37 protein-coding genes are annotated in these 23287 nt (G+C 55.9%); 26 read left to right on the top strand and 11 right to left on the bottom strand.

Annotated elements, in window-relative coordinates; translation table 11 throughout:
• Positions 1-21 precede the first annotated feature (21 nt).
• The gene (locus HKX44_RS08550) at positions 22-2310 is read left to right on the top strand and encodes a glycosyl hydrolase family 28-related protein (RefSeq protein WP_276150915.1); all 2289 of its coding nucleotides are present in this window, start codon (positions 22-24) and stop codon (positions 2308-2310) included.
• 56 nt (positions 2311-2366) lie between these two features.
• Here HKX44_RS08550 and HKX44_RS08545 read toward each other — a convergent pair whose 3' ends face one another.
• The 4 genes from HKX44_RS08545 to HKX44_RS08530 all read right to left on the bottom strand — a co-directional run bounded on the left by HKX44_RS08545 (position 2367) and on the right by HKX44_RS08530 (position 6061).
• Complete coding sequence (locus HKX44_RS08545) at positions 2367-3038, bottom strand: hypothetical protein (protein ID WP_276150914.1); 672 nt, start codon at positions 3036-3038, stop codon at positions 2367-2369.
• Positions 3039-3189: 151 nt separating this feature from the next.
• Complete coding sequence (locus HKX44_RS08540) at positions 3190-3378, bottom strand: PLDc N-terminal domain-containing protein (RefSeq protein WP_276150913.1); 189 nt, start codon at positions 3376-3378, stop codon at positions 3190-3192.
• 93 nt (positions 3379-3471) lie between these two features.
• A complete protein-coding gene (gene uvrB, locus HKX44_RS08535; RefSeq protein WP_276150912.1) occupies positions 3472-5676 on the bottom strand; it encodes an excinuclease ABC subunit UvrB in 2205 nt (734 codons plus the stop codon).
• 100 nt (positions 5677-5776) lie between these two features.
• Entirely contained in the window at positions 5777-6061 is a 285-nt protein-coding gene (locus HKX44_RS08530; RefSeq protein WP_276150911.1) for an antifreeze protein, read from the bottom strand.
• Between the two features lie 141 nt (positions 6062-6202).
• Between HKX44_RS08530 and HKX44_RS08525 the strand changes: the two genes are divergently transcribed.
• The 6 genes from HKX44_RS08525 (at position 6203) to rplP (ending at position 9410) form a co-directional block, all read left to right on the top strand.
• The gene (locus HKX44_RS08525) at positions 6203-6514 is read left to right on the top strand and encodes an ETC complex I subunit (RefSeq protein ID WP_276151874.1); all 312 of its coding nucleotides are present in this window, start codon (positions 6203-6205) and stop codon (positions 6512-6514) included.
• A 255-nt stretch (positions 6515-6769) separates the two neighbouring features.
• Positions 6770-7612 carry a 50S ribosomal protein L2 gene (gene rplB / locus HKX44_RS08520; protein ID WP_276150910.1) on the top strand — a complete coding sequence of 281 codons (843 nt, stop codon included), beginning with the start codon at positions 6770-6772 and terminating at the stop codon, positions 7610-7612.
• A gap of 3 nt (positions 7613-7615) precedes the next feature.
• Positions 7616-7894, top strand: coding sequence for a 30S ribosomal protein S19 (rpsS, locus tag HKX44_RS08515; RefSeq protein ID WP_025045938.1), 279 nt, complete (start codon positions 7616-7618; stop codon positions 7892-7894).
• A gap of 3 nt (positions 7895-7897) precedes the next feature.
• Positions 7898-8278, top strand: a complete 381-nt coding sequence (gene rplV / locus HKX44_RS08510) for a 50S ribosomal protein L22 (protein ID WP_276150909.1) — start codon at positions 7898-7900, stop codon at positions 8276-8278.
• Entirely contained in the window at positions 8278-8985 is a 708-nt protein-coding gene (gene rpsC, locus HKX44_RS08505) for a 30S ribosomal protein S3 (protein WP_276150908.1), read from the top strand. The genes rplV and rpsC overlap by 1 nt, the downstream gene beginning before the upstream one ends.
• 11 nt (positions 8986-8996) lie before the next feature.
• Complete coding sequence (gene rplP, locus HKX44_RS08500; protein WP_276150907.1) at positions 8997-9410, top strand: 50S ribosomal protein L16; 414 nt, start codon at positions 8997-8999, stop codon at positions 9408-9410.
• Between the two features lie 118 nt (positions 9411-9528).
• On the opposite strand, the gene HKX44_RS08495 is transcribed toward rplP, so the two are convergent.
• The 5 genes from HKX44_RS08495 to HKX44_RS08475 are packed head-to-tail and all read right to left on the bottom strand — an operon-like array spanning position 9529 to position 11983.
• Positions 9529-10017 carry a hypothetical protein gene (locus tag HKX44_RS08495; protein ID WP_276150906.1) on the bottom strand — a complete coding sequence of 163 codons (489 nt, stop codon included), beginning with the start codon at positions 10015-10017 and terminating at the stop codon, positions 9529-9531.
• 2 nt (positions 10018-10019) lie between these two features.
• Complete coding sequence (locus HKX44_RS08490; RefSeq protein ID WP_276150905.1) at positions 10020-10310, bottom strand: CcdB family protein; 291 nt, start codon at positions 10308-10310, stop codon at positions 10020-10022.
• On the bottom strand, positions 10298-10552 hold the full coding sequence (locus HKX44_RS08485; protein ID WP_276150904.1) for a type II toxin-antitoxin system CcdA family antitoxin: 255 nt from the start codon (positions 10550-10552) through the stop codon (positions 10298-10300). Before HKX44_RS08485 ends, HKX44_RS08490 begins: the two co-directional genes overlap by 13 nt.
• Positions 10553-10606: 54 nt before the next feature.
• Positions 10607-11227 carry a TIGR02466 family protein gene (locus tag HKX44_RS08480; RefSeq protein ID WP_276150903.1) on the bottom strand — a complete coding sequence of 207 codons (621 nt, stop codon included), beginning with the start codon at positions 11225-11227 and terminating at the stop codon, positions 10607-10609.
• Positions 11228-11230: 3 nt separating this feature from the next.
• Positions 11231-11983, bottom strand: coding sequence for an SDR family oxidoreductase (locus HKX44_RS08475; protein WP_276150902.1), 753 nt, complete (start codon positions 11981-11983; stop codon positions 11231-11233).
• A 232-nt stretch (positions 11984-12215) separates the two neighbouring features.
• On the opposite strand from HKX44_RS08475, the gene rpmC reads away from it, so the two are divergent.
• The 11 genes from rpmC (at position 12216) to rpmD (ending at position 16527) form a co-directional block, all read left to right on the top strand.
• On the top strand, positions 12216-12425 hold the full coding sequence (gene rpmC / locus HKX44_RS08470) for a 50S ribosomal protein L29 (protein WP_025045931.1): 210 nt from the start codon (positions 12216-12218) through the stop codon (positions 12423-12425).
• A 3-nt stretch (positions 12426-12428) separates the two neighbouring features.
• Positions 12429-12659, top strand: coding sequence for a 30S ribosomal protein S17 (gene rpsQ / locus HKX44_RS08465; protein WP_276150901.1), 231 nt, complete (start codon positions 12429-12431; stop codon positions 12657-12659).
• Positions 12660-12738: 79 nt separating this feature from the next.
• Positions 12739-13107, top strand: coding sequence for a 50S ribosomal protein L14 (rplN, locus tag HKX44_RS08460; RefSeq protein WP_025045929.1), 369 nt, complete (start codon positions 12739-12741; stop codon positions 13105-13107).
• Complete coding sequence (rplX, locus tag HKX44_RS08455) at positions 13107-13418, top strand: 50S ribosomal protein L24 (RefSeq protein WP_276150900.1); 312 nt, start codon at positions 13107-13109, stop codon at positions 13416-13418. Before rplN ends, rplX begins: the two co-directional genes overlap by 1 nt.
• Entirely contained in the window at positions 13411-13974 is a 564-nt protein-coding gene (gene rplE, locus HKX44_RS08450; RefSeq protein ID WP_276150899.1) for a 50S ribosomal protein L5, read from the top strand. Before rplX ends, rplE begins: the two co-directional genes overlap by 8 nt.
• An 18-nt stretch (positions 13975-13992) precedes the next feature.
• On the top strand, positions 13993-14298 hold the full coding sequence (gene rpsN, locus HKX44_RS08445; protein WP_025045926.1) for a 30S ribosomal protein S14: 306 nt from the start codon (positions 13993-13995) through the stop codon (positions 14296-14298).
• Positions 14299-14310: 12 nt separating this feature from the next.
• Complete coding sequence (gene rpsH, locus HKX44_RS08440; protein WP_276150898.1) at positions 14311-14703, top strand: 30S ribosomal protein S8; 393 nt, start codon at positions 14311-14313, stop codon at positions 14701-14703.
• 10 nt (positions 14704-14713) lie between these two features.
• A complete protein-coding gene (gene rplF, locus HKX44_RS08435; RefSeq protein WP_276150897.1) occupies positions 14714-15247 on the top strand; it encodes a 50S ribosomal protein L6 in 534 nt (177 codons plus the stop codon).
• A gap of 11 nt (positions 15248-15258) precedes the next feature.
• A complete protein-coding gene (gene rplR / locus HKX44_RS08430) occupies positions 15259-15618 on the top strand; it encodes a 50S ribosomal protein L18 (protein WP_276150896.1) in 360 nt (119 codons plus the stop codon).
• A 147-nt stretch (positions 15619-15765) separates the two neighbouring features.
• Positions 15766-16335 (top strand): 30S ribosomal protein S5, encoded by a 570-nt coding sequence (rpsE, locus tag HKX44_RS08425; protein ID WP_276150895.1) that lies wholly within the window; start codon positions 15766-15768, stop codon positions 16333-16335.
• A 3-nt stretch (positions 16336-16338) separates the two neighbouring features.
• Positions 16339-16527, top strand: a complete 189-nt coding sequence (rpmD, locus tag HKX44_RS08420; protein WP_025045921.1) for a 50S ribosomal protein L30 — start codon at positions 16339-16341, stop codon at positions 16525-16527.
• Positions 16528-16700: 173 nt separating this feature from the next.
• Here rpmD and HKX44_RS08415 read toward each other — a convergent pair whose 3' ends face one another.
• Both HKX44_RS08415 and HKX44_RS08410 read right to left on the bottom strand, forming a co-directional pair.
• Complete coding sequence (locus tag HKX44_RS08415) at positions 16701-17120, bottom strand: group III truncated hemoglobin (RefSeq protein WP_276151873.1); 420 nt, start codon at positions 17118-17120, stop codon at positions 16701-16703.
• Entirely contained in the window at positions 17120-17278 is a 159-nt protein-coding gene (locus HKX44_RS08410) for a hypothetical protein (protein ID WP_276150894.1), read from the bottom strand. The genes HKX44_RS08415 and HKX44_RS08410 overlap by 1 nt, the downstream gene beginning before the upstream one ends.
• A gap of 76 nt (positions 17279-17354) precedes the next feature.
• Between HKX44_RS08410 and HKX44_RS08405 the strand changes: the two genes are divergently transcribed.
• The 8 genes from HKX44_RS08405 (at position 17355) to rplQ (ending at position 23207) form a co-directional block, all read left to right on the top strand.
• Complete coding sequence (locus HKX44_RS08405) at positions 17355-17789, top strand: Rrf2 family transcriptional regulator (RefSeq protein ID WP_276150893.1); 435 nt, start codon at positions 17355-17357, stop codon at positions 17787-17789.
• 121 nt (positions 17790-17910) lie between these two features.
• Positions 17911-18393 carry a 50S ribosomal protein L15 gene (gene rplO / locus HKX44_RS08400; RefSeq protein ID WP_276150892.1) on the top strand — a complete coding sequence of 161 codons (483 nt, stop codon included), beginning with the start codon at positions 17911-17913 and terminating at the stop codon, positions 18391-18393.
• Between the two features lie 122 nt (positions 18394-18515).
• Positions 18516-19880, top strand: a complete 1365-nt coding sequence (gene secY, locus HKX44_RS08395; RefSeq protein ID WP_276150891.1) for a preprotein translocase subunit SecY — start codon at positions 18516-18518, stop codon at positions 19878-19880.
• On the top strand, positions 19877-20455 hold the full coding sequence (locus tag HKX44_RS08390; RefSeq protein WP_276150890.1) for an adenylate kinase: 579 nt from the start codon (positions 19877-19879) through the stop codon (positions 20453-20455). The genes secY and HKX44_RS08390 overlap by 4 nt, the downstream gene beginning before the upstream one ends.
• Positions 20456-20721: 266 nt before the next feature.
• A complete protein-coding gene (rpsM, locus tag HKX44_RS08385) occupies positions 20722-21090 on the top strand; it encodes a 30S ribosomal protein S13 (RefSeq protein ID WP_276150889.1) in 369 nt (122 codons plus the stop codon).
• Between the two features lie 14 nt (positions 21091-21104).
• A complete protein-coding gene (gene rpsK, locus HKX44_RS08380; protein WP_025045916.1) occupies positions 21105-21494 on the top strand; it encodes a 30S ribosomal protein S11 in 390 nt (129 codons plus the stop codon).
• A 114-nt stretch (positions 21495-21608) separates the two neighbouring features.
• Positions 21609-22625, top strand: a complete 1017-nt coding sequence (locus tag HKX44_RS08375) for a DNA-directed RNA polymerase subunit alpha (RefSeq protein ID WP_276150888.1) — start codon at positions 21609-21611, stop codon at positions 22623-22625.
• A gap of 165 nt (positions 22626-22790) precedes the next feature.
• Positions 22791-23207 carry a 50S ribosomal protein L17 gene (rplQ, locus tag HKX44_RS08370; protein WP_276150887.1) on the top strand — a complete coding sequence of 139 codons (417 nt, stop codon included), beginning with the start codon at positions 22791-22793 and terminating at the stop codon, positions 23205-23207.
• Positions 23208-23287: the final 80 nt, after the last annotated feature.

Raw genomic sequence — 23287 nt, 5'->3', positions numbered from 1 at the left:
CTCTGTGGAAAGGGAATTTTGATGAACAAGGCAATTACCGATGGTTTGGTGCTGACGCCGACACCTTTTGCGGCAGGTCTGGATGTCTGGTCAAGCGGCGATGGCACGGCGGGGTCTGACACCTATGAGAACGCGGCAAATGCCCTGTTTGTGGCGGCGGATCAGAATTTTGCCGGATCGTTGGAGTTGTTGAAGACCCAGAACACACAAAAATTGCGGTACATGGGGCAGACACCGATTTTGCCGGGGTGCTATTTGCAGATTTCAGTGCGGGTTAAGGCGGTGAGTGGTAACCTGCCGTCGGTGCGCATTGCCGGATATCCGGCCCATGGCAACGGGGCGCGGGTGAACGGGTTGCCTGAGTTCTCGACGTTTACGACTTTGCAGAATTACGGTGAAGTGGTTGAGGTAAAGGCCATTATTGGAACAGGTTCGCGCGGCGGGGTGGATCTGGTTTGGGGGACAGAGCCGGTCTATGGCCATTTCGGCATTGATCTGGTGGGGCCGAACGGCGGCATTATCCGCGTGGATGACATTCAGATCGAGGATGTGACATCGGTTTTTGTGCGCGATATGATTTCGATTGTGGATGTTGTGGATTACGGGGCCATTGGCAACGGGAACACCGATAACACCGCCGCTTTTGAGGCGGCAAATTCTGCGGCGAACGGGCGGACGGTGTTTGTGCCAGAAGGTAATTTCCGGCTGGCGCAGAATGTGACAGTCGACACGCCGGTGAAGTTTGAGGGGCGGGTCAGTATGCCCGACACGGCGGTTCTTTTGCTGCGGCGCAACTTTGATTTGCCGACCTATATCGAGGCCTTTGAGGATGAGGAGCTGGCGTTCAAGAAAGCGTTTCAGGCGCTGTTGAACAACTCGGATCACGAAACGCTGGATATGGGCGGGCGCAAGGTCAATGTGACGGCACCGCTGGACATGGCCGGTGCTGTGCCGGGCACGAATTCCTATGCGACGCGGCGGGTGATCCGCAATGGTCAGTTGGAAGCGGCGGCGGGGGCGGCGTGGAATACAGAGGTATTCACGTCCGGCGCGACCTATTCGGCAGGCAATTCCCGAACGTTGACCGATGTGACCAATGTGGCGAGCATTGCGGTGGGGTCACTGGTTGAAGGCACGGGGGTGGGGCGCGAGGTTTATGTGCGCAGCAAGGACCTGGCCCGTCAGGAAATCACATTGAACAAGCCGCTGTTTGATGCCGAGGGGCGGCAGAATTTAACCTTTCGCAAGTTCAAGTACCTGATTGATTTTTCGGGGTTCAATGCGCTGAGCAAGTTCGTGATGGCAGATGTGGAGCTGCAATGTAACGACCGCTGTTCGGCAATCATGCTGTCGCCGGGGGGGATTACATTTCATATCCGGGATTGTTTCATCAGCCGACCGATGGACCGGGGTATCACGTCGATCGGGACGGGGTGTCAGGGATTGATTGTGGATCGATGCCAGTTCCTGTCAGCCGAAGATGCGCTGGCGGTGCCTGCACGCAAGACCATTGGCTTTAATGTGAACCAGAATGATGCGAAAATCCGCAACAACCGGGCCACGCGGTTTCGCCATTTTGGTTTGCTGGGTGGGTCGAATAACATTTTCATCGGCAACCATTTCTTTCAGGGTGATGGGGTGGCGAATGGTGTGCGGTCTGCGGGGATTATTCTGGCCAGCACCAGCGTGGGCACCGTGATTTCAAACAATTACATTGATAACTGTTTCATCGAATGGACCAATGAACATGATCCCAGCCCGGCCTTCACGGGCGGTTTCTCGTTCAGCGCGCTTAGTGTGGCAGACAATATGTTCCTGTCGGGAGAGGTTGCGCCCTGGTTCAGTTACATCGTGGTCAAGCCGCACGGGGCGGGGCATTTCCTCAATGGTGTGTCGATTTCAGGCAATCGGTTTCGCAGCCTGAACGGGTTCATTGATCGTGCCGAGCGGGTGGATACCAGCTTTGCTGATCTGGACATGTCGCGGTGCAAGAATTTCACCATGGCGGCCAATTCCTTTCTTGGGGTGACGGCGCAACCTGTGAACCCTGCCTATGTTGATTTCACACAGGGCACGGTGGATGATAATTGGACCATTGATGTGGCTGAGTATCTGGCCTTCGGGGGAGAGGCCCTGTCGGTGGATGCGGTGACGGCCATCGGGCCGCTGCGCAATGGCAATAACGTCAAGCAATTCGAGACGCCATATGTGGATACGGTGCAGGGGGCGAACCGTGATCAGATCAGGTTGGTCTGGCCCAGCGAAGTGCGGGGTAAAGTTCAGGCGACGGTGAGAATGGACTTTCGCTAAAGCGCATTTGGAAGTTCCCGCGCCTCGGAGCGGGACCTTTGCTTGGGCGTTTGGCGTTAAAAGCTGTGCCAAACCCCGAGTTTCAGTGCCGCTTTGTCCCCTTCGTCAAAGGGGATTTGCGCCCCAAGCTTGATGCTGAATTTACCGTCCTTGGGCCGGATCAGGACCGAGGGTTCAACCGCGCCAAAGGTATCATCATTCTGCGAGGAATGGGTGACCTCTAACAGACCGGTGGTGATGCCGCCAAAGTGCAGGCCCAAAGTTGCGTCAAATTTGGTGATATGGCTGCCTAGGGTTGGTTCGTAGACATAGGCGGCGTCCATATTGATCCAACCATCGCGCGCGCGCAGTTGAAATCCGCGCCCCCAAGAGAGTGTGGTTTTCACCGAGGGCAATTGCCGTTCATTGCCCCAGAGCCCGCCAATCCCCAGCTCATAGGCCCATTTGCTGGGCCGGTCTGTGGGGCCGATGGCTCGGCGGATAAACAGGTTTCCAAAACCGTTACGTACATTCTGTGCATTGGTGAAGCTGCTGATATCAAGGCCAATGGTGGTTTTATTGCTAAGTCCGTATTCGACATAGAGCGCGTTTGTGGTTTCCGAGAATTCAGTGGCCCCGAAGCTGAGCGAAGCGAAACCCGTGCCTTTCTCGCGCAACCAAGCGCCGGCTTGCGCGTTGCTGGCAAGAAATTGCCATACCATTAACGACACTGCGAATAGAACTCTCATTGCGCCTCCTGACAACAGGGTTGCGGGCTGTTTGTTAACAAAAGGTTAACGTAAGCTCTTGAGATGAGCCGCGTGGCGGTTTTACCGCAAGCAAAAGCCCGACGCGATTGCGCCGGGCTTTGGTTCCTTGGGGTGTCACGCCGGTCAGGCGTTAGACGCGGACCGAACCGTTGCCGCGCGGGCCGGCGATCAACCAGATGATCAGGCCAATGACGGGCAGCAGCAGGATTGCGACGGTCCAGATGATTTTCGCCAGACCAGACGCGCCAGACGTAAGAACCTGATAAATCGCGTAAATGTTAGCGATCAGAATGATCAATCCGAAAATACCATATTCCATTTTTGTCTCCTTTGGGTGTCTCTGTTGTAGGGTCAACGCCAAACAGACGAATTGGTTCCGAACCTTTTTTGCGGCGCGGGCTGGGGTGATCGGCTACCGGCCCTTTCGGCGTTTCACCCCGCCACGCATGCCACCCCGGCCCATGGAGGAGCGACCGGAAGCTTTTTTGGCGTCATCCACGGCCTTGTCCACCGCGTATTGGCGGGCCATGGGATCATCCGCAATCGCCAGATCCACGGCTTCCAGCCGCTTTACCTCGTCGCGCAGGCGGGCCGCCTCTTCGAACTCAAGGTTTTCTGCGGCCTTGCGCATATCGGTACGCAGCCCTTCCAAAACGGTCTGCATGTTAGAGCCGGCCAGCTTGTTGTCGATCTTGGTGGTCACGCGGTTCATGTCGACGTCGCCCTTGTAGAGGCCGGCCAGAATGTCATCGACGTTCTTTTTCACGGTTGTCGGCGTGATGCCGTGTTCAAGGTTGTAGGCCTCTTGTTTGGCACGGCGGCGTTCGGTCTCGCCAATTGCACGTTCCATCGATCCGGTGATGCGGTCGGCGTACATGATTACCCGACCTTCGGCGTTACGCGCGGCGCGGCCAATGGTCTGGATCAGGGAGGTTTCCGAACGCAAGAAGCCCTCTTTATCGGCATCCAGAATGGCGACAAGCCCACATTCAGGGATGTCCAGCCCCTCGCGCAGCAGGTTGATCCCGATCAGTACGTCAAAGGCCCCAAGGCGCAGGTCGCGCAGGATTTCGATCCGTTCGATGGTGTCGATGTCACTGTGCATATACCGGACGCGAATGCCCTGTTCATGCATATATTCTGTGAGGTCTTCGGCCATGCGTTTGGTCAAAGTGGTACAGAGGGTGCGATAGCCGTCAGCGGCAACTTTGCGCACCTCATCCAGCAGATCATCAACCTGCATTTCGACCGGACGGATTTCGATCTTTGGATCAATCAGGCCGGTGGGGCGAATGATCTGTTCGGTAAAGACACCGCCGGATTGTTCGATCTCCCACGCAGCGGGGGTGGCGGAAACGAACACCGACTGCGGGCGCATGGCGTCCCATTCCTCGAACTTGAGCGGGCGGTTGTCCATACAGGAGGGCAGGCGGAACCCGTGTTCGGCTAATGTGAACTTGCGCCGATAGTCGCCTTTGTACATGCCGCCGATTTGCGGCACCGAGACATGGGATTCATCAGCAAAGACAATGGCGTTGTCGGGAATGAATTCAAACAGGGTGGGGGGTGGCTCGCCGGGGGCGCGGCCCGTCAGGTAGCGGGAATAGTTTTCGATGCCGTTACACACACCGGTGGCTTCGAGCATTTCGAGATCAAAGTTCGTGCGTTGTTCAAGCCGCTGGGCTTCCAGCAATTTACCGTCACCAACCAGCTGATCCAACCGCATACGCAGCTCTTTCTTGATGCCAACAAGGGCCTGTGACATGGCGGGCTTCGGCGTCACATAGTGGCTATTGGCATAGACTCTGATCTGTTCGAATGTATCGGTTTTTTCCCCGGTCAGCGGGTCGAATTCCGTGATGCTCTCCAGTTCTTCGCCAAAGAACGACAATCGCCAAGCGCGGTCATCAAGGTGGGCCGGAAAAATCTCAAGGCTGTCGCCGCGCACCCGGAAGGAGCCACGCACAAAGGCGGCATCGTTGCGCTTGTACTGCTGGGCCACCAGGTCGGCAATCACCTGCCGCTGGTCATAGGTCCCGCCGGCCTTAAGGTCTTGGGTCATCGCGCCATAGGTTTCAACCGAGCCGATACCGTAGATACAGGAGACCGAGGCGACGATGATCACATCGTCCCGTTCCAGCAGGGCGCGGGTGGCGGAGTGGCGCATTCGGTCGATCTGTTCGTTGATCTGCGACTCCTTCTCGATGAAGGTATCGGACCGAGCAACATAGGCTTCGGGTTGGTAGTAGTCGTAGAAGCTGACGAAATACTCGACGGCATTGTCTGGAAAGAAACCTTTGAACTCCCCATAAAGCTGTGCGGCAAGTGTTTTGTTTGGCGCGAGGATGATGGCGGGACGTTGGGTTTCCTCGATCACCTTGGCGATGGTGAAGGTTTTGCCGGTGCCCGTTGCCCCCAGCAGCACCTGATCGCGGTCGCCGTCGCGCACACCCTGGCTCAGTTCCTTGATCGCGGTGGGTTGGTCGCCGGCGGGTTCGAACTCTGTATGCAGGACAAAGGCCTTGCCGCCCTCTAGTTTGTCACGATTGCGCACATCCGGTGCCGCCGCAGCCATCATTGGCATCGTTTCGGAACTGTCGTTATGGGCATAAGGCATAGGGTGAGGTCCTGAAGATGTGTTGCCCACCAAGGTGACCTTTTTCGCCGGTGGTTCAAGTCCGCAAGCCCGCTTTGCTGTCAGAAACTGGCAGGAGGGTCTATTTCATCAGGCGTTTGCGGTTTGATGTGACGCGGCGGCTGACGGGGGCAATGGCGGCGGTCATGATCTGGTCGGGACGGCGGCCTTCCAGCATTGCTTTGTTTGCAGCGGCAAACGCCTTGGCCATTGCGGGCCCTTTTTCGTCAACCATCCGTTGGTTTTCGCCGCGTTTTGCCGGGATCGCGCCGCTCATTCCCATCAGGCGCAGGGCCATGACAGTTTGGGTCTCGGCCATGAGGGTGGTCAGCTTGAGCTGGAGGGAAAACAAATCACTGGGAAACATCGGGGAACTCCATGTTGGTATACCAAAGTTATTGCTGCGACGCAGCAATAACAAGCTTTCCTTTCGCCACGTTGCGCGGCTGCCCTTGCTTTGAGGGGGCAGATGCCCGATAAGACGTCGAGCAAAAGCAATGAGGCCCCCATGCGCGCACGTATTTTCCAACCTGCCCGGACGGCGATGTCTTCGGGAACAGCCAAGACCAACCATTGGGTTTTGGAGTTCGCCCCCAGTGAGGCTCGTGCCGTTGACCCGTTGATGGGGTGGACATCTTCTTCGGATACCCAGTCACAGGTGACATTGCAGTTTGATACCAAGGAAGCCGCAGTCGAATACGCCCGTGAACATGGCATCGACGCGCAGGTGCAAGAGCCCAACAAGCGCAAACCTAACATCCGCCCCGGCGGCTATGGCGAGAACTTTGCCACCGGACGGCGCGGGGCCTGGACGCACTAACAGCATTAAGGGGGCACGCCCCCTTGACCCCATGAACGTCAGCCCCTAAACGACCCTATCGGCATGGCCCCAGATTCGTCTGGGGCTTGTCTTTTGTCGCATTGCGGGACTGGTTCCACCTTGTGGCAGATCGGTAGAGCGGGGATTTCCCGTTGCACCACATCCATCGGGGACCTTCGGGGCCCTATAACCATCGGCAGGTATTGTTCCGGTAACGGGCAGATCTGCCGCGCAGCTAAACGGAAGACAGAGAACATGGCACTCAAGTCGTACAAACCGACGACGCCAGGCCAGCGTGGACTGGTACTGATCGACCGTTCGGAGCTTTGGAAAGGCCGCCCGGTCAAGGCCCTCACTGAGGGTTTGACCAAGAATGGCGGACGGAACAACACCGGACGGATCACAATGCGTCGCAAAGGTGGTGGTGCAAAGCGCCTCTACCGTATCGTAGATTTCAAGCGCAACAAGCTGGACATGTCCGCTGTCGTCGCTCGGATCGAATATGACCCGAACCGGACAGCATTTATTGCCCTGATCCAGTACGAAGATGGCGAGCAGGCTTATATCCTTGCCCCTCAGCGTCTGGCAGTTGGCGACAAGGTGATTGCATCGGCCAAGGCTGACATCAAGCCCGGTAACGCAATGCCCTTCAGTGGTATGCCTATCGGTACAATCATCCACAACATCGAGATGAAGCCAGGCAAAGGCGGTCAGATCGCCCGTGCCGCCGGTACCTACGCCCAGTTTGTTGGTCGTGACGGTGGTTACGCCCAGATCCGTTTGTCTTCCGGCGAACTGCGTCTGGTACGTCAGGAATGCATGGCCACCGTTGGTGCCGTGTCAAACCCCGACAACTCCAACCAGAACTACGGTAAAGCGGGCCGCATGCGTCACAAGGGCATCCGTCCTTCTGTACGTGGTGTTGTCATGAACCCGATCGATCACCCACACGGTGGTGGTGAAGGCCGGACCTCTGGTGGTCGTCATCCGGTTACGCCTTGGGGCAAGCCGACTAAGGGTGCAAAAACCCGGAACAAGAAAAAAGCGTCAAGCAATCTGATCATCAGATCGCGCCACGCCAAGAAGAAGGGACGCTAATTTATGTCTCGTTCAGTATGGAAAGGCCCTTTTGTTGACGCTTATGTCCTCAAGAAGGCCGAAGCGACACGCGAGAGCGGTCGGAATGAAGTGATCAAAATCTGGTCGCGCCGTTCCACGATCCTGCCTCAGTTTGTTGGCCTGACATTCGGTGTCTATAACGGTCGCAAACACATCCCAGTAAACGTCTCTGAAGACATGATCGGTCAGAAGTTCGGTGAATACTCCCCGACTCGCACCTATTACGGTCACGCAGCAGACAAAAAAGCGAAGCGGAAATAAGCCATGAGCAAGGATAAAAATCCCCGCCGCGTGGCAGACAATGAAGCACGTGCAAAACTGCGCATGTTGAAAACGTCGCCGCAGAAACTGAACCTCGTTGCTGGCCTGATCCGCGGCAAGAAAGTAGAGCGGGCTTTGACCGATCTGACTTTCTCGAAAAAGCGTATCGCGCAGGACGTGAAGAAATGTCTTCAGTCCGCAATTGCCAACGCAGAGAACAACCACAACCTGGATGTGGACGAGCTGATCGTGGCAGAGGCCTATGTCGGTAAGAACATGACCTTGAAGCGTGGCCGCCCTCGGGCGCGTGGCCGTTTCGGCAAGATCATGAAGCCGTTTGCCGAAGTCACCATCGTCGTACGTCAAGTTGAGGAGCAAGCATAATGGGTAACAAAGTAAACCCGATCGGCATGCGTTTGCAGGTCAACCGTACGTGGGACAGCCGCTGGTACGCTGACACGAAGGACTATGGTGATCTTCTGCTGGAAGATCTGGCCATCCGTGCCTTCATCAAGAAAGAGTGTCATCAGGCCGGTGTTGCCCGTGTGATCATCGAGCGTCCGCACAAAAAGTGCCGCGTCACGATCCACACAGCGCGCCCCGGTGTCATCATCGGCAAGAAAGGTGCGGACATCGAAGGTCTGCGCAAGAAGCTGGCGAACCTGACAGCCTCTGAAGTACACCTCAACATCGTTGAAGTGCGCAAGCCAGAGCTGGACGCGGCCCTTGTTGGTGAAAGCATTGCACAGCAGCTGGAGCGCCGGGTTTCTTTCCGTCGCGCCATGAAGCGTGCGGTTCAGAACGCCATGCGTATGGGTGCCCTGGGCATCCGTTGTAACCTTGCCGGCCGTCTTGGTGGTGCAGAAATCGCGCGTACCGAATGGTATCGCGAGGGTCGTGTACCTTTGCACACACTGCGCGCCGACATCGATTATGCCCACGTTGAAGCGATGACTGCCTATGGTATCATCGGCATCAAAACGTGGATCTTCAAAGGCGAGATCATGGAACATGATCCCTCCGCGCATGATCGTAAGTTACAGGAACTTCAAGACGGCCCAGCACCTCGCGGTGCAGGCGGCCGGCGTTAAGGAGTAGATAGATGCTACAGCCAAAACGGACGAAATTCCGCAAGCAGTTCAAAGGCTCGATCAAAGGTCTGGCGAAGGGCGGGTCTGACCTGAACTTCGGCACCTATGGTCTGAAAGCCTTGGAGCCCGAGCGGGTAACCGCACGTCAGATCGAAGCTGCACGTCGTGCCATGACGCGTCACATGAAACGTCAGGGCCGTGTCTGGATCCGTATCTTTCCAGATGTGCCTGTTACCTCCAAGCCTGTCGAAGTACGGATGGGTAAAGGTAAAGGTTCCGTGGACTTTTGGGCATGCAAGGTCAAACCTGGCCGCGTGATGTTCGAAATCGACGGCGTGAACGACGATATCGCACGCGAAGCCCTGCGTCTGGCAGCGATGAAGCTGCCGATCAAGACACGGGTCGTGGTACGCGAAGACTGGTAATCCCGTCGACCCCGCCCAGGCGGGGTCTGGCGCGCCGGAGGCAGGGTATCTTCTTGGGGATGCCCGTTCCGACACCGGTGAGTTTGAGAGCCCCTGCTGAGTGATCAGCGGGGGTTTTCTATTTGGTCCATTCGCCACTCCATGAGTTGTAAGCGACGAGGGGCGGGAACCAGACAGGGGTTCTTTCTGGTTCCCAAGGGTCTTGCTTGGCGAAAAATCTTGAGTAAACAACAACACAGTCATTAGGAGGCTTTTTCCGATTGGTGTTCAGGTCAGGCTGAACCAAAGCAATTAAAGCGCCTTCGGCCGCATCAAGGTCTGGTGCAATTTGTCGTTTCCTCTTTCCGGGAATTCCAGCAGTGGAAATCTCACCAATATAGTAGGCGCTGAGTGACGGGTCTCTTAATTTCGTGTGATTTTGAAGCCGTGTTGATGGATTCGTAGAAAGACCGATGTACCGGACATTTGCCATATTTGTTCCATCATCTCTCTTCTCCAATCCCATATACAGAACCTTGGAGCCTTTCTCCCAATCGCGAGCACCCACACGCAATTCAGCGTAGGTCTTGTAAGGGCCATACCAATCAACAACTACTGCAATAGGCATGTTCAAACCCCACCCATCAATACATCCACCGCCCGCGTAATTTCATCACCTTGACCCTCTGCACTCCCAACCTGCCGCAATCCAGATCGCCGAACAGCTGCAATCAGCCGCGTCGCCAGCACATATTCACCACCTTCATGCCGGATCACTGGATTGAGAAACGGAACGGCAGGGTAGCCAACCAACAAGGGGATCACCACAACCGCCGGATCAGGCGGCAGAAGGTCGCTTTCCACCACCACCATCAACACATCGCCATAGGCCACGATGTCGAAACGTTTCAGGCCTTCCAAGTCTCACCTGCCGGACCCATCATAATATCTGCAAGTGGGTGCCCGTTCGCCTCGTGCCATTCCGCTTGTGCCGCGAAGGCATCGGCGTTTTCGTCTAGCCATCTCTGTTGGCGGGCAGCGGCAACAGCCTGTTCAAGCGCCTTGTCCGCCACTGCGGAGACATTCACCCCAAACTCACGCGCGGCGTCCAATGTACTGGCGTTCAAGGTAAGGGACGTTTTGCGTTTTGTAACGGTCGTCATTAAGGTTTGCCTTATGAGATATACCGCATAAACATACCGCCACTATAGTGTGGATCAAGTCCACCCATAGTTAAAACTCACCGAAACCCGATCCTCCTCGACCATATTCATCGGGACCTCGTGGCGCAGCCAGCTTTCCCAGAGCAGCACATCCCCCACCTCGGGCGCGACATAAATGAACTGCCGCAACTCCTCTGGTGCATCCTTCACGCGCCCCGGTGAGGCCATCATCATCGCCAGACGCGGGTCTTCGAATTTGATCGCGCTCGCGCCTTCGGGCATGGTCACATAGGTGGTGCCCGAGATCACGGAATGCGGGTGGATGTGTGCAGTGTGAATGCCGCCCTCGGGCAGGATGTTGATCCACAGGCTGTCGAGTTTCAGTTTCCGCTCGCCAAGGTCAAAGGCCAGATCTTTGGCGAAGGCTTTGACATGTTTATCCAGCACCTTTTTCAAATCCTTGAAGATCGGAAAGCGGTAAGGCAGGTCGTCGAGAGACGCATAGGAGGTATAGCCAGCATAGCCGTTTTCCTCGCACCAGTCCTGTCCGGCCTCATCGTCGTTGGCGATGGCGATGCAGGAGGCTTCGAGTTCGTCGGGATTGATCGGTTTGCCGCGCTCGGCCAACTGGGCGTGATAGAGGCGGGTGGCAAAGAGGGATTTGATGTTGCTCATGGGTTAACTCCGTAATGCGGGAAGGCCGACGCCGGTGCTGTCAAACCCGCCATCTGCTGCGATGACCTGTCCGGTTACATAGCTGGCTTTGTCGGAACAAAGAAAAGTGATGACTTCGGCGATCTCGCGTTCTGATCCGTAACGGTTCAGCGGGATGGCGTCGTGATAGGCGTCGATGATGTCTTGGGTATGTACGGCCATCGCCAGCTTGGTGCGCACCGGGCCGGGGCAGACGCAATTGGCGCGGATGCCGTATTCGCCCAGCTCGGCGGCCTGTTGTTTGGTCAGCTGGATCACGGCGGCCTTGGAGGTGCCATAGGCAACCCGCAGCGTCGAGGCGCGCAGACCCGAGATAGAGGCGATGTTGACCATGGCCCCCTTGGTTTCTTTCAGGGCAGGGATCGCCGCCTGAGACACAAGGAAGACGCCATCAAGGTTGGTTTCCATCACCCGGCGCCAACGGGCGAAATCGGTTTCCTCGATTGGGCCGAAGTCCGCAACGCCGGCATTATTGACCACTGCGTCGATGCGGCCAAAGCTGGAATGTACCGCCTTGACCATCGCATCCACATCTTCGGGTTGGGACACATCATGTACAAAAGGGCTGGCCCCGTTGATCCCCTTGGCTGCAAGGGGCAGTTCGTCGCCGTCGCGATCCACCATGGCAACGCGCCAGCCATCCTCGATAAACAGTTTGGTGGTGGCCAGACCGATGCCGCGCGCGGCACCCGTGACAAGGGCAACTTTTTCGGACATGGATGAACCTCCGGTGGTTGGCTTTGATCCCCGTTTAGCGCAGTGTCCGCCCCGTGACGAGGCAGAGTTTGCACCAAACCGCTGCCTTGTGGGCACCTGTCACAAAACTCCTGTGGCAAAGGGGTTGCGCCCTATCCCTATCCCTCCTATACGGCGCACTTCGGAACAGACTCCACCAGAATCGGGGTGACGCATGTGCGGCCTGCTGGTGATGTTGAAAAGGAGATGGCACATGATTGCCAAAGAACTGCATGACAAGACGCCGGACCAGCTCCGCGACGAGCTTGTGAACCTGAAAAAAGAAGCTTTCAACCTGCGTTTCCAGCAAGCCACTGGCCAGCTGGAAAACCCTGCGCGTCTGCGCACGGTCAAGCGTGACGTGGCCCGTGTCCACACAGTGTTGAACCAAAAAGCTGCCGCAGCAGCAACCGAAGGAGCCTAACGAATGCCCAAGCGTATCCTGACAGGCACCGTAACATCGGATGCCAACGCCCAGACAGTCACCGTATCCGTAGAGCGTCGCTTTACCCATCCGGTTCTGAAGAAGACCATCCGTAAGTCCAAAAAATACCGGGCCCACGATGAGAACAACACATTCAAAGTTGGGGATTCTGTCCGCATCATCGAATGTCCGCCAAAATCGAAAACGAAACGTTGGGAAGTAATCACTGCGTAATCGCAGTGTTGCTGACCGTTAATCGAAACCCTGGGGGAGAAGGCCACGCATCGGCCCCCCATAGGTCGGGAGAAACCAAATGATCCAGATGCAGACCAACCTGGATGTTGCTGACAACTCCGGCGCTCGCCGAGTTCAGTGCATCAAGGTACTGGGTGGTTCCAAGCGTAAATACGCATCCGTCGGCGACATTATTGTCGTGTCGGTAAAGGAAGCCATCCCTCGCGGTCGTGTGAAAAAAGGCGACGTCCGCAAGGCCGTTGTTGTTCGCACAGCCAAAGAAGTCCGTCGTGACGATGGCACAGCCATCCGTTTTGACCGCAACGCCGCCGTCATCCTGAACAACAACAACGAGCCCGTAGGTACACGTATCTTTGGACCGGTTGTTCGCGAACTGCGCGGCAAGAACTTCATGAAAATCATCTCGCTCGCGCCGGAGGTGCTGTAATGGCTGCTAAACTTCGCAAAGGTGACAAGGTCATCGTGCTGGCTGGCAAGGACAAGGGTAAGACAGGCGATATCACGTCTGTTGATCCGAAGTCCGGCAAGGCCGTTGTGGAAGGGATCAATATCTCTATCCGCGCGACGCGCCAGTCACAGGAAAGCCAGGGCGGTCGCATCCCCAAAGCGATGCCGATCGATCTGTCCAACCTCGCAATTGTTGACGCCAACGGCAAAGCAACACGCGTAGGTTTCAAAATTGAAGGGGACAAGAAAGTCCGTTTCGCAAAATCCACGGGGGACGTGATTGATGCTTGATACTGCAGCCTATACACCCCGCCTTCTGAACGTCTATCGCGATGAGATCCGCGCCAAGATGAAAGAAGAGTTCGGCTATAAAAACGACATGATGATTCCGCGCCTCGACAAGATCGTGCTGAACATCGGTTGTGGTGCAGCCGCCGTGCGTGACAGCAAGAAAGCCAAATCCGCGCAGGAAGACCTGACGCTGATCGCCGGCCAGAAAGCTATGACGACAACCGCCAAGAAGTCCATCGCGGGTTTCCGCGTACGTGAAGAAATGCCAATGGGTGCGAAAGTTACCCTGCGCGGCGCACGTATGTATGAATTCATGGACCGTCTGATCACGATTGCAATGCCTCGTATCCGCGACTTCCGCGGCATCTCTGGCAAATCCTTTGATGGCCGCGGCAACTATGCCATGGGTCTCAAAGAGCACCTCGTGTTCCCAGAAATCGATTTCGATAAAATCGATGAAAACTGGGGTATGGACATCGTCATCGCCACAACGGCGAAAACCGACGCAGAAGCAAAAGCACTGTTGACAGCGTTCAACATGCCGTTCGCTCAGTAAGCGCGGGAAGGATTAGATATGGCTAAGAAATCCATGATCGCACGCGAGAAAAAGCGTGAAGCATTGGTCAAGAAGTACGCCGCAAAGCGTGCCGAATTGAAAGCAATCGTAAGCGACCAAGAAAAGCCGATGGAAGAGCGTTTCCGCGCCTCCCTGAAGCTGGCGAAACTGCCGCGCAACTCTTCTGCTGTGCGTTTGCACAATCGTTGCCAGCTGACCGGCCGTCCTCACGCTTACTACCGTAAATTGAAAATCTCGCGTATCGCGCTGCGTGATCTCGGCTCTTCCGGCCAGATCCCCGGCATGGTCAAGTCGAGCTGGTAAGGAGCGCATCAGATGAACGATCCTATCGCAGATATGCTGACACGCATCCGTAACTCTTCCATGCGCGGCAAATCCACAGTTATGACACCGGCTTCCAAGCTGCGTGCATGGGTGCTGGATGTGCTGGCTGACGAAGGCTACATCCGTGGTTATGAAGCAATGACAGGCGCCGACGGCCACCCTGCCATTGAAATCAGCCTCAAGTACTACGAAGGCGAACCTGTTATTCGCGAGCTGAAGCGGGTCTCCAAGCCCGGTCGCCGCGTTTACATGGGCTCGAATGACATCCCACAGGTCCGTCAGGGTCTGGGTGTGTCGATTGTCTCCACCTCTCAGGGTGTGATGTCGGATGCAAAAGCACGTTCTGCCAATATTGGCGGCGAAGTGCTCTGCACCGTATTCTAAGGAGTGCAAGATGTCTCGTATTGGTAAAAAAGCGGTTGACCTGCCCGATGGCGTAACAGCCACCGTTTCCGGTCAGTCCATCGAAGTAAAAGGCCCCAAGGGTGTCCGCACTTTCAAAGCAACAGATGATGTTGATCTGAAAGTTGAGGATGGCGCGGTTTCCGTGGTCCCACGTGGCAAGTCCAAGCGCGCGCGCCAGCAGTGGGGCATGAGCCGCACAATGGTCGCGAACCTGGTCACCGGTGTTACCGCCGGCTTCAAAAAAGAGCTTGAGATTCAGGGTGTTGGTTACCGTGCCCAGATGCAGGGCAATACATTGAAACTGAACCTCGGCCTGTCTCACGACGTCGACTATACCGCCCCTGAGGGTGTGACAGTTACGGCGCCAAAGCAGACCGAAATCGTTGTGGAAGGCATTGACGAACAGCTTGTTGGTCAAGTCGCTGCGAACATCCGCGCATGGCGCAAGCCCGAGCCCTATAAGGGCAAAGGCATCCGCTATAAGGGTGAATTCGTCTTCCGCAAAGAAGGCAAGAAGAAGTAAGGAACGCACAGATGGCAAACAGCAAAAGACAACTGTTCATCAAACGCCGCATGCGCGTTCGGAACAAGCTTCGCCGCACGAACCGGGGCCGTATGCGCCTCTCCGTGCATCGTTCAAACAAGAACATCATGGTTCAGTTGATCGACGACGTGAACGGCGTAACAGTCGCCGCCGCATCGACGCTCGAAAAAGACCTTGGTTTTGTTGGCAAGAACAACCTCGAAGCGGCTACCAAAGTGGGCACGGTTATTGCCGAGCGCGCCAAGAAAGCCGGTGTTGAGGAAGCATATTTTGACCGTGGCGGTTTCCTGTTCCACGGCAAGGTAAAAGCACTGGCCGAAGCGGCCCGCGAAGGCGGTCTGAAAATCTAAGTGGGTCGTACCTGTTCTACGTAGGGTGGGTACAATTCACGCTTTAACAGCGAAGAGGGCCGCGCCGGCCCTCTCGATAATCCGGGGGTCGCAGACCCACTTGGATTGAAACAACCGGGCACACGCCCGCATATCAAGGAGGCCACAATGGCCAGAGATGACAACCGCGGCGGCAACCGTCGTAACAACCGCGACGAGACCCCAGAATTTCAGGATCGCCTTGTCGCGATCAACCGTGTGTCCAAGACTGTTAAAGGCGGTAAGCGCTTTGGTTTTGCGGCACTCGTTGTTGTAGGTGACCAAAAAGGTCGTGTGGGTTTTGGCAAAGGTAAAGCCAAAGAAGTGCCCGAAGCGATCCGCAAGGCCACCGAGCAGGCCAAGCGTCAGATGATCCGCGTACAGCTGCGCGAAGGTCGCACGCTGCACCACGATATGGAAGGCCGTCACGGCGCCGGTAAAGTGGTTATGCGCACAGCACCAGAAGGTACCGGTATCATCGCCGGTGGTCCAATGCGTGCCGTTTTCGAAATGTTGGGTGTTAAGGATGTTGTGTCCAAGTCCATCGGTTCGCAAAACCCATACAACATGATCCGTGCCACCATGGACGGTCTGCGCAAGGAATCTTCCCCGCGCTCCGTTGCACAGCGTCGCGGCAAAAAGGTTGCTGACATTCTGCCCAAGACTGACGCACCAGCGCCAGCAACCGAGGAGGCCTAAACCATGGCTAAGACTATTGTCATCAAACAGATCGGCTCTCCGATCCGTCGCCCCGCAAAGCAAAAGGCTACACTTGTTGGTCTGGGTCTGAACAAGATGCACCGCACACGTGAGCTGGAAGACACACCTTCCGTGCGCGGCATGATCAACAAGATCAGCCACATGGTAGAGATCGTAGAAGAAAAAGGCTAAGCCCTTATTCTACTGCTGAAATTGAAAATCCCGGTCATCGCGACCGGGATTTTTTTGTTTTGCGACGTTTGGAGTAAAACTTGGCCCCCTTGTTCGTGGCTTCTTCCCTTGGTCGAACGCAAAAAGGGGTGGCATGATGTCTCTAGCGAGGGTCCGGACCCATGCACTCTGCATCAGTTTGGAAAGGCGGAAAGATTCGGCGGTGCGGCAGCGGTCTTGCGATCCGCATATTCCAATCCAAAACTCAGGCTTCTGCCGATGCGATGCGCCAGTGTAGACCAGTAAGCGGCCTTTGGTTCTGGCAAGGTGCTGTTCAGCACCGCATCAAACAGAGACAGCCAGACCGGAAAATGCGCTGGCAGGACATTGCCCGCGCCAAGATGTTTTTGCATCGGATTACCGGAGTAACCCGGTTTCCTCAGGATGGCACCACACCAGAAATCAACGATCTTTTCCTCGTGGCTGTCCCAATCGGTGACATGTGCAGCAAACACCGGCCCGAGTTCGGGATGGGCGCGGGTGCGGGCATAGAAGGCCCGTACGACCTGACGGATCTCGGGTTCGTCAGGCGGTGACTGGTTCACATGGCGCATTAGACGACCACTTTCCAAAGGATAGTCAAACATATCACAAGATAGATAAGCGAGTTCAGCATCCACCGCAGCAGACCCGCGTCGCCGTCAGGATCAATGCCAAGTTTTCGACAAATCGCGTTGCCCGGCCAGAACAGGATATCAGCAAGCAGTTGCATTGGGGTCTCCTTAATGCGTAAACTGAATGCGGAATATATACGTGGATTAATCCGTAAATGAAATACCAATTAAAAAATGCAGCTTGATAAATTCTCTGACTATGCCTTGCGGGTGATGATGGTACTGGCGGTGCGGGCACCGGAGCGGGTGTCGGCACGGGAAATTGCCGATACATTTGCCATCTCGGAGAACCACGTGGCGAAGATTGCCACGGTTCTGGTGCGTGAGGGGTATGTTTTGTCCCAACGCGGGCGGGCAGGGGGGCTCTGCCTTGCTCATCCGGCTGCGGAAATCTCTGTCGGTGCGGTTCTGCGTCAAATCAAAGCGCCCCCACCCGTGGCGGAGTGTTTTGCAGCGGGCACGTCTTGCCGGATTCTGCCGGCCTGCGGACTGCGTAGCCCATTAAAGGACGCACAGGAGGCATTTTTTACGGTGCTGGACGGATACAGCCTTGCGGATATCACGGTGCAGCAGGGGGCACTTGCGGGTCTGTTGGCTGCGGCCTCTTGATCCGCGCGCCAACCCCCTCTATACGCCCCCAGTGGCTGCGATTCCGGCCACCCTATTTGAAACGCCGCGTCTGTCCACTTCCCGTCGCTGGGGGACATTTCCGGCAAAAGGAGAAGCGACAATGTTTAAGTTGAATGAACTTTCTGACAACCCAGGTGCAACCAAGAAGCGCAAGCGCGTTGGCCGTGGTCCTGGTTCCGGCACCGGTAAAATGGGTGGCCGTGGTATCAAAGGTCAGAAATCCCGTTCAGGTGTGGCAATCAACGGCTACGAAGGTGGCCAGATGCCCCTGTACCAACGCTTGCCAAAGCGTGGCTTTAACAAGCCGAACCGCAAGTCTTATGCGGTTGTGAACCTGGGCCTGATCCAGAAATTCGTTGACGCCAAGAAACTGGACGCGAAAAAGCCAATTGATGCGGCTGCACTGATTGCTTCCGGTCTGGTTCGTCGCGAGCTGGATGGCATTCGTTTGCTGGCCAAAGGCGAGATCACAGCCAAGCTGGACCTGCAGGTTGCGGGCGCTTCCAAATCTGCGATTGAAGCAGTGGAAAAAGCCGGCGGCACAGTGACCCTGCCTGCGAAAGCAGAAGCAGCGGCAGAGTAACGTAGCCTTAAGGCTTGTGAGCGGGCTGCGTCCCGCTTACATACTCACATAAGTTTTCCCAAACGCCGCCCGCTGGAAAACAGCCGGGCGGCGTTTGCATAACCACGAAAAGAGATCGCAAAATGGTATCAGCCGTCGAGAACATGGCCGCCAACACCAGCTGGGCTGCGTTGGGCAAGGCCACGGACCTTCGAAACCGCATCCTGTTTACGCTAGGCTTGTTGATTGTCTATCGCTTGGGCACGTTCATTCCTGTTCCGGGCATCGACGGTGGCGCATTGCGTGACTTTATGGATCAGGCCGGTCAGGGGATCGGCGGCATGGTCAGCATGTTCACCGGTGGTGCGCTGGGGCGGATGGGTATCTTTGCGTTGGGGATCATGCCGTATATCTCGGCTTCGATCATCGTACAGCTTTTGGGATCCATGTATGGCCCTTGGGAGCAGTTGAAGAAAGAAGGCGAGCAAGGCCGCAAGAAGCTGAACCAATATACCCGCTATGGTACGGTCACCTTGGCGATTTTGCAGTCTTACGGTCTGGCTGTTTCCCTTGAAGCCGGGGATATCGCTGCCGATCCGGGGCTTTATTTCCGCATCGCTTGCATGATCACGCTGGTGGGCGGCACCATGTTCCTGATGTGGCTGGGTGAACAGATCACCGCACGCGGCATCGGTAACGGCATTTCCTTGATCATCTTTGTTGGCATCATCGCCGAGGTTCCCGCCGCGATTGCACAGTTCTTTGCGTCTGGCCGGTCCGGTGCAATCAGCCCTGCGGTGATTGTGGGTGTGTTGGCCATGGTGGTCCTGACGATCATGTTCGTGGTCTTTATGGAGCGCGCCCTGCGCAAAATTCACATTCAGTATCCGCGCCGCCAGGTTGGCATGAAGATGTATGATGGCGGGTCAAGCCACCTGCCGGTCAAGGTAAACCCGGCGGGCGTTATTCCGGCCATCTTTGCCTCGTCCCTGCTGTTGCTGCCGGTTACGATCAGCACCTTCTCGGGGAACTCTACAGGGCCGATCATGTCCGTCCTCTTGGCGAATTTCGGCCCCGGTCAGCCGCTTTACCTGTTGTTCTTCGTCGCCATGATTGTGTTCTTTACCTATTTCTACACGTTCAACGTCAGCTTTAAGCCAGACGAGGTTGCGGATAACCTGAAGAACCAGAACGGCTTTGTGCCGGGCATCCGTCCGGGCAAGAAAACTGCGGAATATCTTGAGTATGTGGTGAACCGTTTGCTGGTGCTGGGCTCTGGTTATCTGGCGCTGGTCTGTGTCTTTCCGGAAATCCTGCGTGGGCAGTTTGCCATCCCGTTCTACTTTGGCGGTACGTCTGTTTTGATCGTCGTGTCGGTAACTATGGATACAATTCAACAGGTTCAGAGCCATCTATTGGCCCATCAATACGAAGGTCTGCTTGAAAAATCCAACCTGCGCGGTAAAGGTAAAGGTCAACGCAAAAAACGGAGCCCGATACGTCGATGAATATTATTCTTCTTGGACCCCCAGGCGCGGGCAAAGGTACACAAGCGGGCCATCTGGTCGAGACGCGCGATATGGTGCAGCTGAGTACCGGTGACATGTTGCGTGAGGCCAAGACCTCGGGGACAGAGATGGGCAATATGGTTGCCGATGTGATGGCGCGCGGCGATCTCGTAACAGACGAAATCGTCATCGGGCTTATCCGCGAAAAGCTGTCAGGTGAGAATAAGGGCGGGTTTATCTTTGACGGTTTCCCGCGCACGCTGGAACAGGCGGACGCATTGGATCGGCTGATGTCTGAGACCGGGCAGAGCATTGATCATGTGATCGAGCTGCGGGTGAACGACGAGGTTCTGGTCGACCGCATCGTTGGCCGCGCCGAAGATGCCCGCAAAGCCGGGCAGCCGGTTCGGGCGGATGACAATGAAGAAAGCCTGAAGATCCGGCTGATGGCCTATTACAAGCAAACCTCGCCGTTGATCGGGTATTATTATGCCAAAGGTATGCTCAAGCAGGTTGACGGTCTGGCCGAAATCAATGCGGTTCAAACGTCAATCGCGGCCGTTCTCGACGCCTGAATAGGGTGCCGGGCTTTTGCAAAGGTCCGGCCCGATTTAGCGACATAAACCGCGCCATGCTCGTGCTGATGTGCCGCCGGGTTGACGGCCTTTCGAAAACCAAATAGTCAGCGCTATCTCGCAAGAGAATCAATTTGTGGATCGGGTCGCACCCGTCTGCATGATCACCTGATCAGCTTTAGCCCGACGGCCGTAATCGCCTCGGGCTTATGTTGTGAAAAAAGGGTCTGGTACAACGGACCCGCAACGAAAAAGGAATTGCACACGTGGCACGTATTGCCGGCGTAAACCTCCCGACTGCAAAGCGGGTTCCAATCGCCCTCACTTACATCACCGGTATCGGTAACACATCCGCAGAGAACATCTGCGAAGCTGTTGGCATCGAGCGTTCGCGCCGTATCAACGAGCTGTCAGATGCCGAGATCCTGAAAATCCGTGAACACATCGACGAAAACTATACCGTCGAAGGTGACCTGCGTCGTGACACGCAGATGAACATCAAGCGTCTGATGGACCTTGGTTGCTACCGTGGCCTGCGTCACCGTCGTAACCTGCCTGTCCGTGGACAGCGTACACACACTAACGCTCGCACTCGCAAAGGCCCTGCAAAGGCCATTGCCGGTAAGAAGAAATAAGGGAGGCTGAATAGATGGCACGCGATGCACGCAAGACCAAGCGTAAGGTCTCCAAAAATATCGCCGCAGGTGTGGCGCATGTGAATTCTTCGTTCAACAACACAAAAATCCTGATCTCCGACGTTCAGGGCAATGCAATTGCATGGTCCTCAGCCGGTACAATGGGTTTTAAAGGTTCTCGTAAATCGACGCCTTACGCTGCCCAGATGGCTGCTGAAGACGTTGGCCGTAAGGCACAGGAACACGGCGTCAAGACGCTGGAAGTTGAAGTGCAGGGCCCCGGCTCTGGCCGTGAATCAGCGCTGCGCGCGCTGGCCGCAGCAGGCTTTAACATCACGTCCATCCGCGACGTGACACCGATGGCCCACAACGGCTGTCGTCCGCCAAAGCGCCGCCGCGTTTAAGCGATACAAATCTAAGGGGTCTGCGTGGGTTCATGCAGGCCCCATACCGTTTTTTTGAAACCTCGAGCGTAACTGCTGATCGGACATGCGGCAGATACAAGGATGGAGGGACATATGATCCACAAAAATTGGGCTGAATTGATCAAACCCGCACAGTTGGACGTCAAGCCGGGTAATGACCCAGCGCGTCAAGCCACTGTGATGGCAGAACCGCTGGAACGCGGCTTTGGTTTGACAATGGGCAACGCACTGCGCCGTGTGCTGATGTCGTCACTGCAGGGTGCAGCGATCACATCCGTACAAATCGACAATGTTTTGCACGAATTTTCATCCGTAGCCGGTGTACGCGAAGACGTTACCGACATCATTCTGAACCTTAAGGGTGTCAGCATCCGGATGGAAGTCGAAGGGCCAAAGCGTCTGTCGATCTCGGCAAAAGGTCCTGGTGTTGTGACGGCTGGCGACATTTCGGAATCTGCGGGCATCGAGATTTTGAACCGTGATCACGTGATCTGCCACCTTGATGATGGCGCAGACGTGTACATGGAGCTGACTGTGAATACCGGCAAGGGATATGTATCTGCCGAGAAGAACAAGCCGGAAGATGCACCAATTGGGTTGATCCCGATTGATGCGATCTATTCCCCGGTCAAGAAAGTGTCTTATGACGTGCAGCCGACCCGTGAAGGTCAGGTGCTGGATTATGACAAACTGACCATGAAGATCGAGACAGACGGATCCATCACGCCGGATGACGCGGTGGCATTCGCGGCGCGTATCCTGCAGGATCAGCTGGGCATCTTTGTGAACTTTGACGAGCCTGAATCAGCATCGCGCGCCGATGAGGATGACGGTCTGGAATTCAACCCGCTGCTGCTGAAGAAAGTGGACGAGTTGGAATTGTCCGTGCGCTCGGCCAACTGCCTGAAGAACGACAACATCGTTTACATTGGCGATTTGATCCAGAAGACCGAAGCCGAAATGCTGCGGACGCCGAACTTTGGCCGCAAGTCCTTGAACGAGATCAAGGAAGTGTTGTCAGGTATGGGGCTGCACCTGGGCATGGACGTCGAGGACTGGCCACCGGACAACATCGAAGATCTGGCCAAGAAGTTCGAAGACAACTTTTAAGATTGCGCGGGCTTCACCCACCCTATGTGGGGTGGGTGAAGCCCGCGAATACCGGGTAACACGCTTTCGTTCAGGAGGCGCTTACCCCAAGGAGAACCGGTGACACGCATCGCCGGTCAGACAAAGTAAAACAGCCCGTAGAGGGCACATTTAGGAGACTACAACATGCGTCACGCACGTGGATATCGCCGCCTTAACCGCACACATGAGCACCGCAAGGCGCTCTGGGCCAACATGGCAGGCTCGCTCATCGAACATGAGCAGATCAAAACAACTTTGCCCAAGGCAAAAGAACTGCGCCCGATCATCGAGAAAATGATCACATTGGCGAAACGCGGCGATCAGCACGCCCGTCGTCAGGCCGCGTCTAAGCTGAAAGAAGACAAATACGTTGCGAAACTGTTTGAAGTGCTTGGGCCACGTTACAAGGACCGTCAGGGCGGATACGTCCGTGTGTTGAAAGCCGGTTTCAGGTATGGCGACATGGCACCGATGGCGATTATCGAATTTGTTGATCGCGACCGCGACGCAAAGGGTGCAGGCGATAAAGCCCGCCTTGCTGCGGAAGAAGCAGCCGAGTAAGAATTTTCGCATTTTGCGGATGAAAAGCCCTGCCATTTGGCGGGGCTTTTTGTTTGGGCTGTCGGATTTGAGTTTAGGGG

Source organism: Sulfitobacter sp. M05 (assembly GCF_029285175.1).
Lineage (GTDB): Bacteria > Pseudomonadota > Alphaproteobacteria > Rhodobacterales > Rhodobacteraceae > Sulfitobacter.
The sequence above is the reverse complement of the archived record's forward strand: the minus strand, read 5'-3'. Positions and strand labels throughout refer to the sequence as shown.

What these genes read in the sequence shown, in the direction of transcription:
- HKX44_RS08485 (WP_276150904.1), bottom strand. Translation starts at nt 10,552, where the DNA reads ATGACGACCGTTACAAAACGCAAAACGTCCCTTACCTTGAACGCCAGT.
- HKX44_RS08375 (WP_276150888.1), top strand. Translation starts at nt 21,609, where the DNA reads ATGATCCACAAAAATTGGGCTGAATTGATCAAACCCGCACAGTTGGAC.
- HKX44_RS08495 (WP_276150906.1), bottom strand. Translation starts at nt 10,017, where the DNA reads ATGCCTATTGCAGTAGTTGTTGATTGGTATGGCCCTTACAAGACCTAC.
- rplP (WP_276150907.1), top strand. Translation starts at nt 8,997, where the DNA reads ATGCTACAGCCAAAACGGACGAAATTCCGCAAGCAGTTCAAAGGCTCG.
- rpsN (WP_025045926.1), top strand. Translation starts at nt 13,993, where the DNA reads ATGGCTAAGAAATCCATGATCGCACGCGAGAAAAAGCGTGAAGCATTG.
- rpsC (WP_276150908.1), top strand. Translation starts at nt 8,278, where the DNA reads ATGGGTAACAAAGTAAACCCGATCGGCATGCGTTTGCAGGTCAACCGT.
- HKX44_RS08550 (WP_276150915.1), top strand. Translation starts at nt 22, where the DNA reads ATGAACAAGGCAATTACCGATGGTTTGGTGCTGACGCCGACACCTTTT.
- rplF (WP_276150897.1), top strand. Translation starts at nt 14,714, where the DNA reads ATGTCTCGTATTGGTAAAAAAGCGGTTGACCTGCCCGATGGCGTAACA.
- secY (WP_276150891.1), top strand. Translation starts at nt 18,516, where the DNA reads ATGGTATCAGCCGTCGAGAACATGGCCGCCAACACCAGCTGGGCTGCG.
- HKX44_RS08475 (WP_276150902.1), bottom strand. Translation starts at nt 11,983, where the DNA reads ATGTCCGAAAAAGTTGCCCTTGTCACGGGTGCCGCGCGCGGCATCGGT.
- rpsS (WP_025045938.1), top strand. Translation starts at nt 7,616, where the DNA reads ATGTCTCGTTCAGTATGGAAAGGCCCTTTTGTTGACGCTTATGTCCTC.
- rpmC (WP_025045931.1), top strand. Translation starts at nt 12,216, where the DNA reads ATGATTGCCAAAGAACTGCATGACAAGACGCCGGACCAGCTCCGCGAC.
- HKX44_RS08410 (WP_276150894.1), bottom strand. Translation starts at nt 17,278, where the DNA reads ATGCAACTGCTTGCTGATATCCTGTTCTGGCCGGGCAACGCGATTTGT.
- rpmD (WP_025045921.1), top strand. Translation starts at nt 16,339, where the DNA reads ATGGCTAAGACTATTGTCATCAAACAGATCGGCTCTCCGATCCGTCGC.
- rplB (WP_276150910.1), top strand. Translation starts at nt 6,770, where the DNA reads ATGGCACTCAAGTCGTACAAACCGACGACGCCAGGCCAGCGTGGACTG.
- rpsH (WP_276150898.1), top strand. Translation starts at nt 14,311, where the DNA reads ATGAACGATCCTATCGCAGATATGCTGACACGCATCCGTAACTCTTCC.
- rplV (WP_276150909.1), top strand. Translation starts at nt 7,898, where the DNA reads ATGAGCAAGGATAAAAATCCCCGCCGCGTGGCAGACAATGAAGCACGT.
- HKX44_RS08415 (WP_276151873.1), bottom strand. Translation starts at nt 17,120, where the DNA reads ATGCGCCATGTGAACCAGTCACCGCCTGACGAACCCGAGATCCGTCAG.
- rpsQ (WP_276150901.1), top strand. Translation starts at nt 12,429, where the DNA reads ATGCCCAAGCGTATCCTGACAGGCACCGTAACATCGGATGCCAACGCC.
- HKX44_RS08525 (WP_276151874.1), top strand. Translation starts at nt 6,203, where the DNA reads ATGCGCGCACGTATTTTCCAACCTGCCCGGACGGCGATGTCTTCGGGA.
- rplN (WP_025045929.1), top strand. Translation starts at nt 12,739, where the DNA reads ATGATCCAGATGCAGACCAACCTGGATGTTGCTGACAACTCCGGCGCT.
- HKX44_RS08405 (WP_276150893.1), top strand. Translation starts at nt 17,355, where the DNA reads ATGCAGCTTGATAAATTCTCTGACTATGCCTTGCGGGTGATGATGGTA.
- rplO (WP_276150892.1), top strand. Translation starts at nt 17,911, where the DNA reads ATGTTTAAGTTGAATGAACTTTCTGACAACCCAGGTGCAACCAAGAAG.
- HKX44_RS08390 (WP_276150890.1), top strand. Translation starts at nt 19,877, where the DNA reads ATGAATATTATTCTTCTTGGACCCCCAGGCGCGGGCAAAGGTACACAA.
- rpsK (WP_025045916.1), top strand. Translation starts at nt 21,105, where the DNA reads ATGGCACGCGATGCACGCAAGACCAAGCGTAAGGTCTCCAAAAATATC.
- uvrB (WP_276150912.1), bottom strand. Translation starts at nt 5,676, where the DNA reads ATGCCTTATGCCCATAACGACAGTTCCGAAACGATGCCAATGATGGCT.
- HKX44_RS08530 (WP_276150911.1), bottom strand. Translation starts at nt 6,061, where the DNA reads ATGTTTCCCAGTGATTTGTTTTCCCTCCAGCTCAAGCTGACCACCCTC.
- rplE (WP_276150899.1), top strand. Translation starts at nt 13,411, where the DNA reads ATGCTTGATACTGCAGCCTATACACCCCGCCTTCTGAACGTCTATCGC.
- HKX44_RS08545 (WP_276150914.1), bottom strand. Translation starts at nt 3,038, where the DNA reads ATGAGAGTTCTATTCGCAGTGTCGTTAATGGTATGGCAATTTCTTGCC.
- HKX44_RS08540 (WP_276150913.1), bottom strand. Translation starts at nt 3,378, where the DNA reads ATGGAATATGGTATTTTCGGATTGATCATTCTGATCGCTAACATTTAC.
- rplQ (WP_276150887.1), top strand. Translation starts at nt 22,791, where the DNA reads ATGCGTCACGCACGTGGATATCGCCGCCTTAACCGCACACATGAGCAC.
- rplX (WP_276150900.1), top strand. Translation starts at nt 13,107, where the DNA reads ATGGCTGCTAAACTTCGCAAAGGTGACAAGGTCATCGTGCTGGCTGGC.
- rpsE (WP_276150895.1), top strand. Translation starts at nt 15,766, where the DNA reads ATGGCCAGAGATGACAACCGCGGCGGCAACCGTCGTAACAACCGCGAC.
- HKX44_RS08480 (WP_276150903.1), bottom strand. Translation starts at nt 11,227, where the DNA reads ATGAGCAACATCAAATCCCTCTTTGCCACCCGCCTCTATCACGCCCAG.
- rplR (WP_276150896.1), top strand. Translation starts at nt 15,259, where the DNA reads ATGGCAAACAGCAAAAGACAACTGTTCATCAAACGCCGCATGCGCGTT.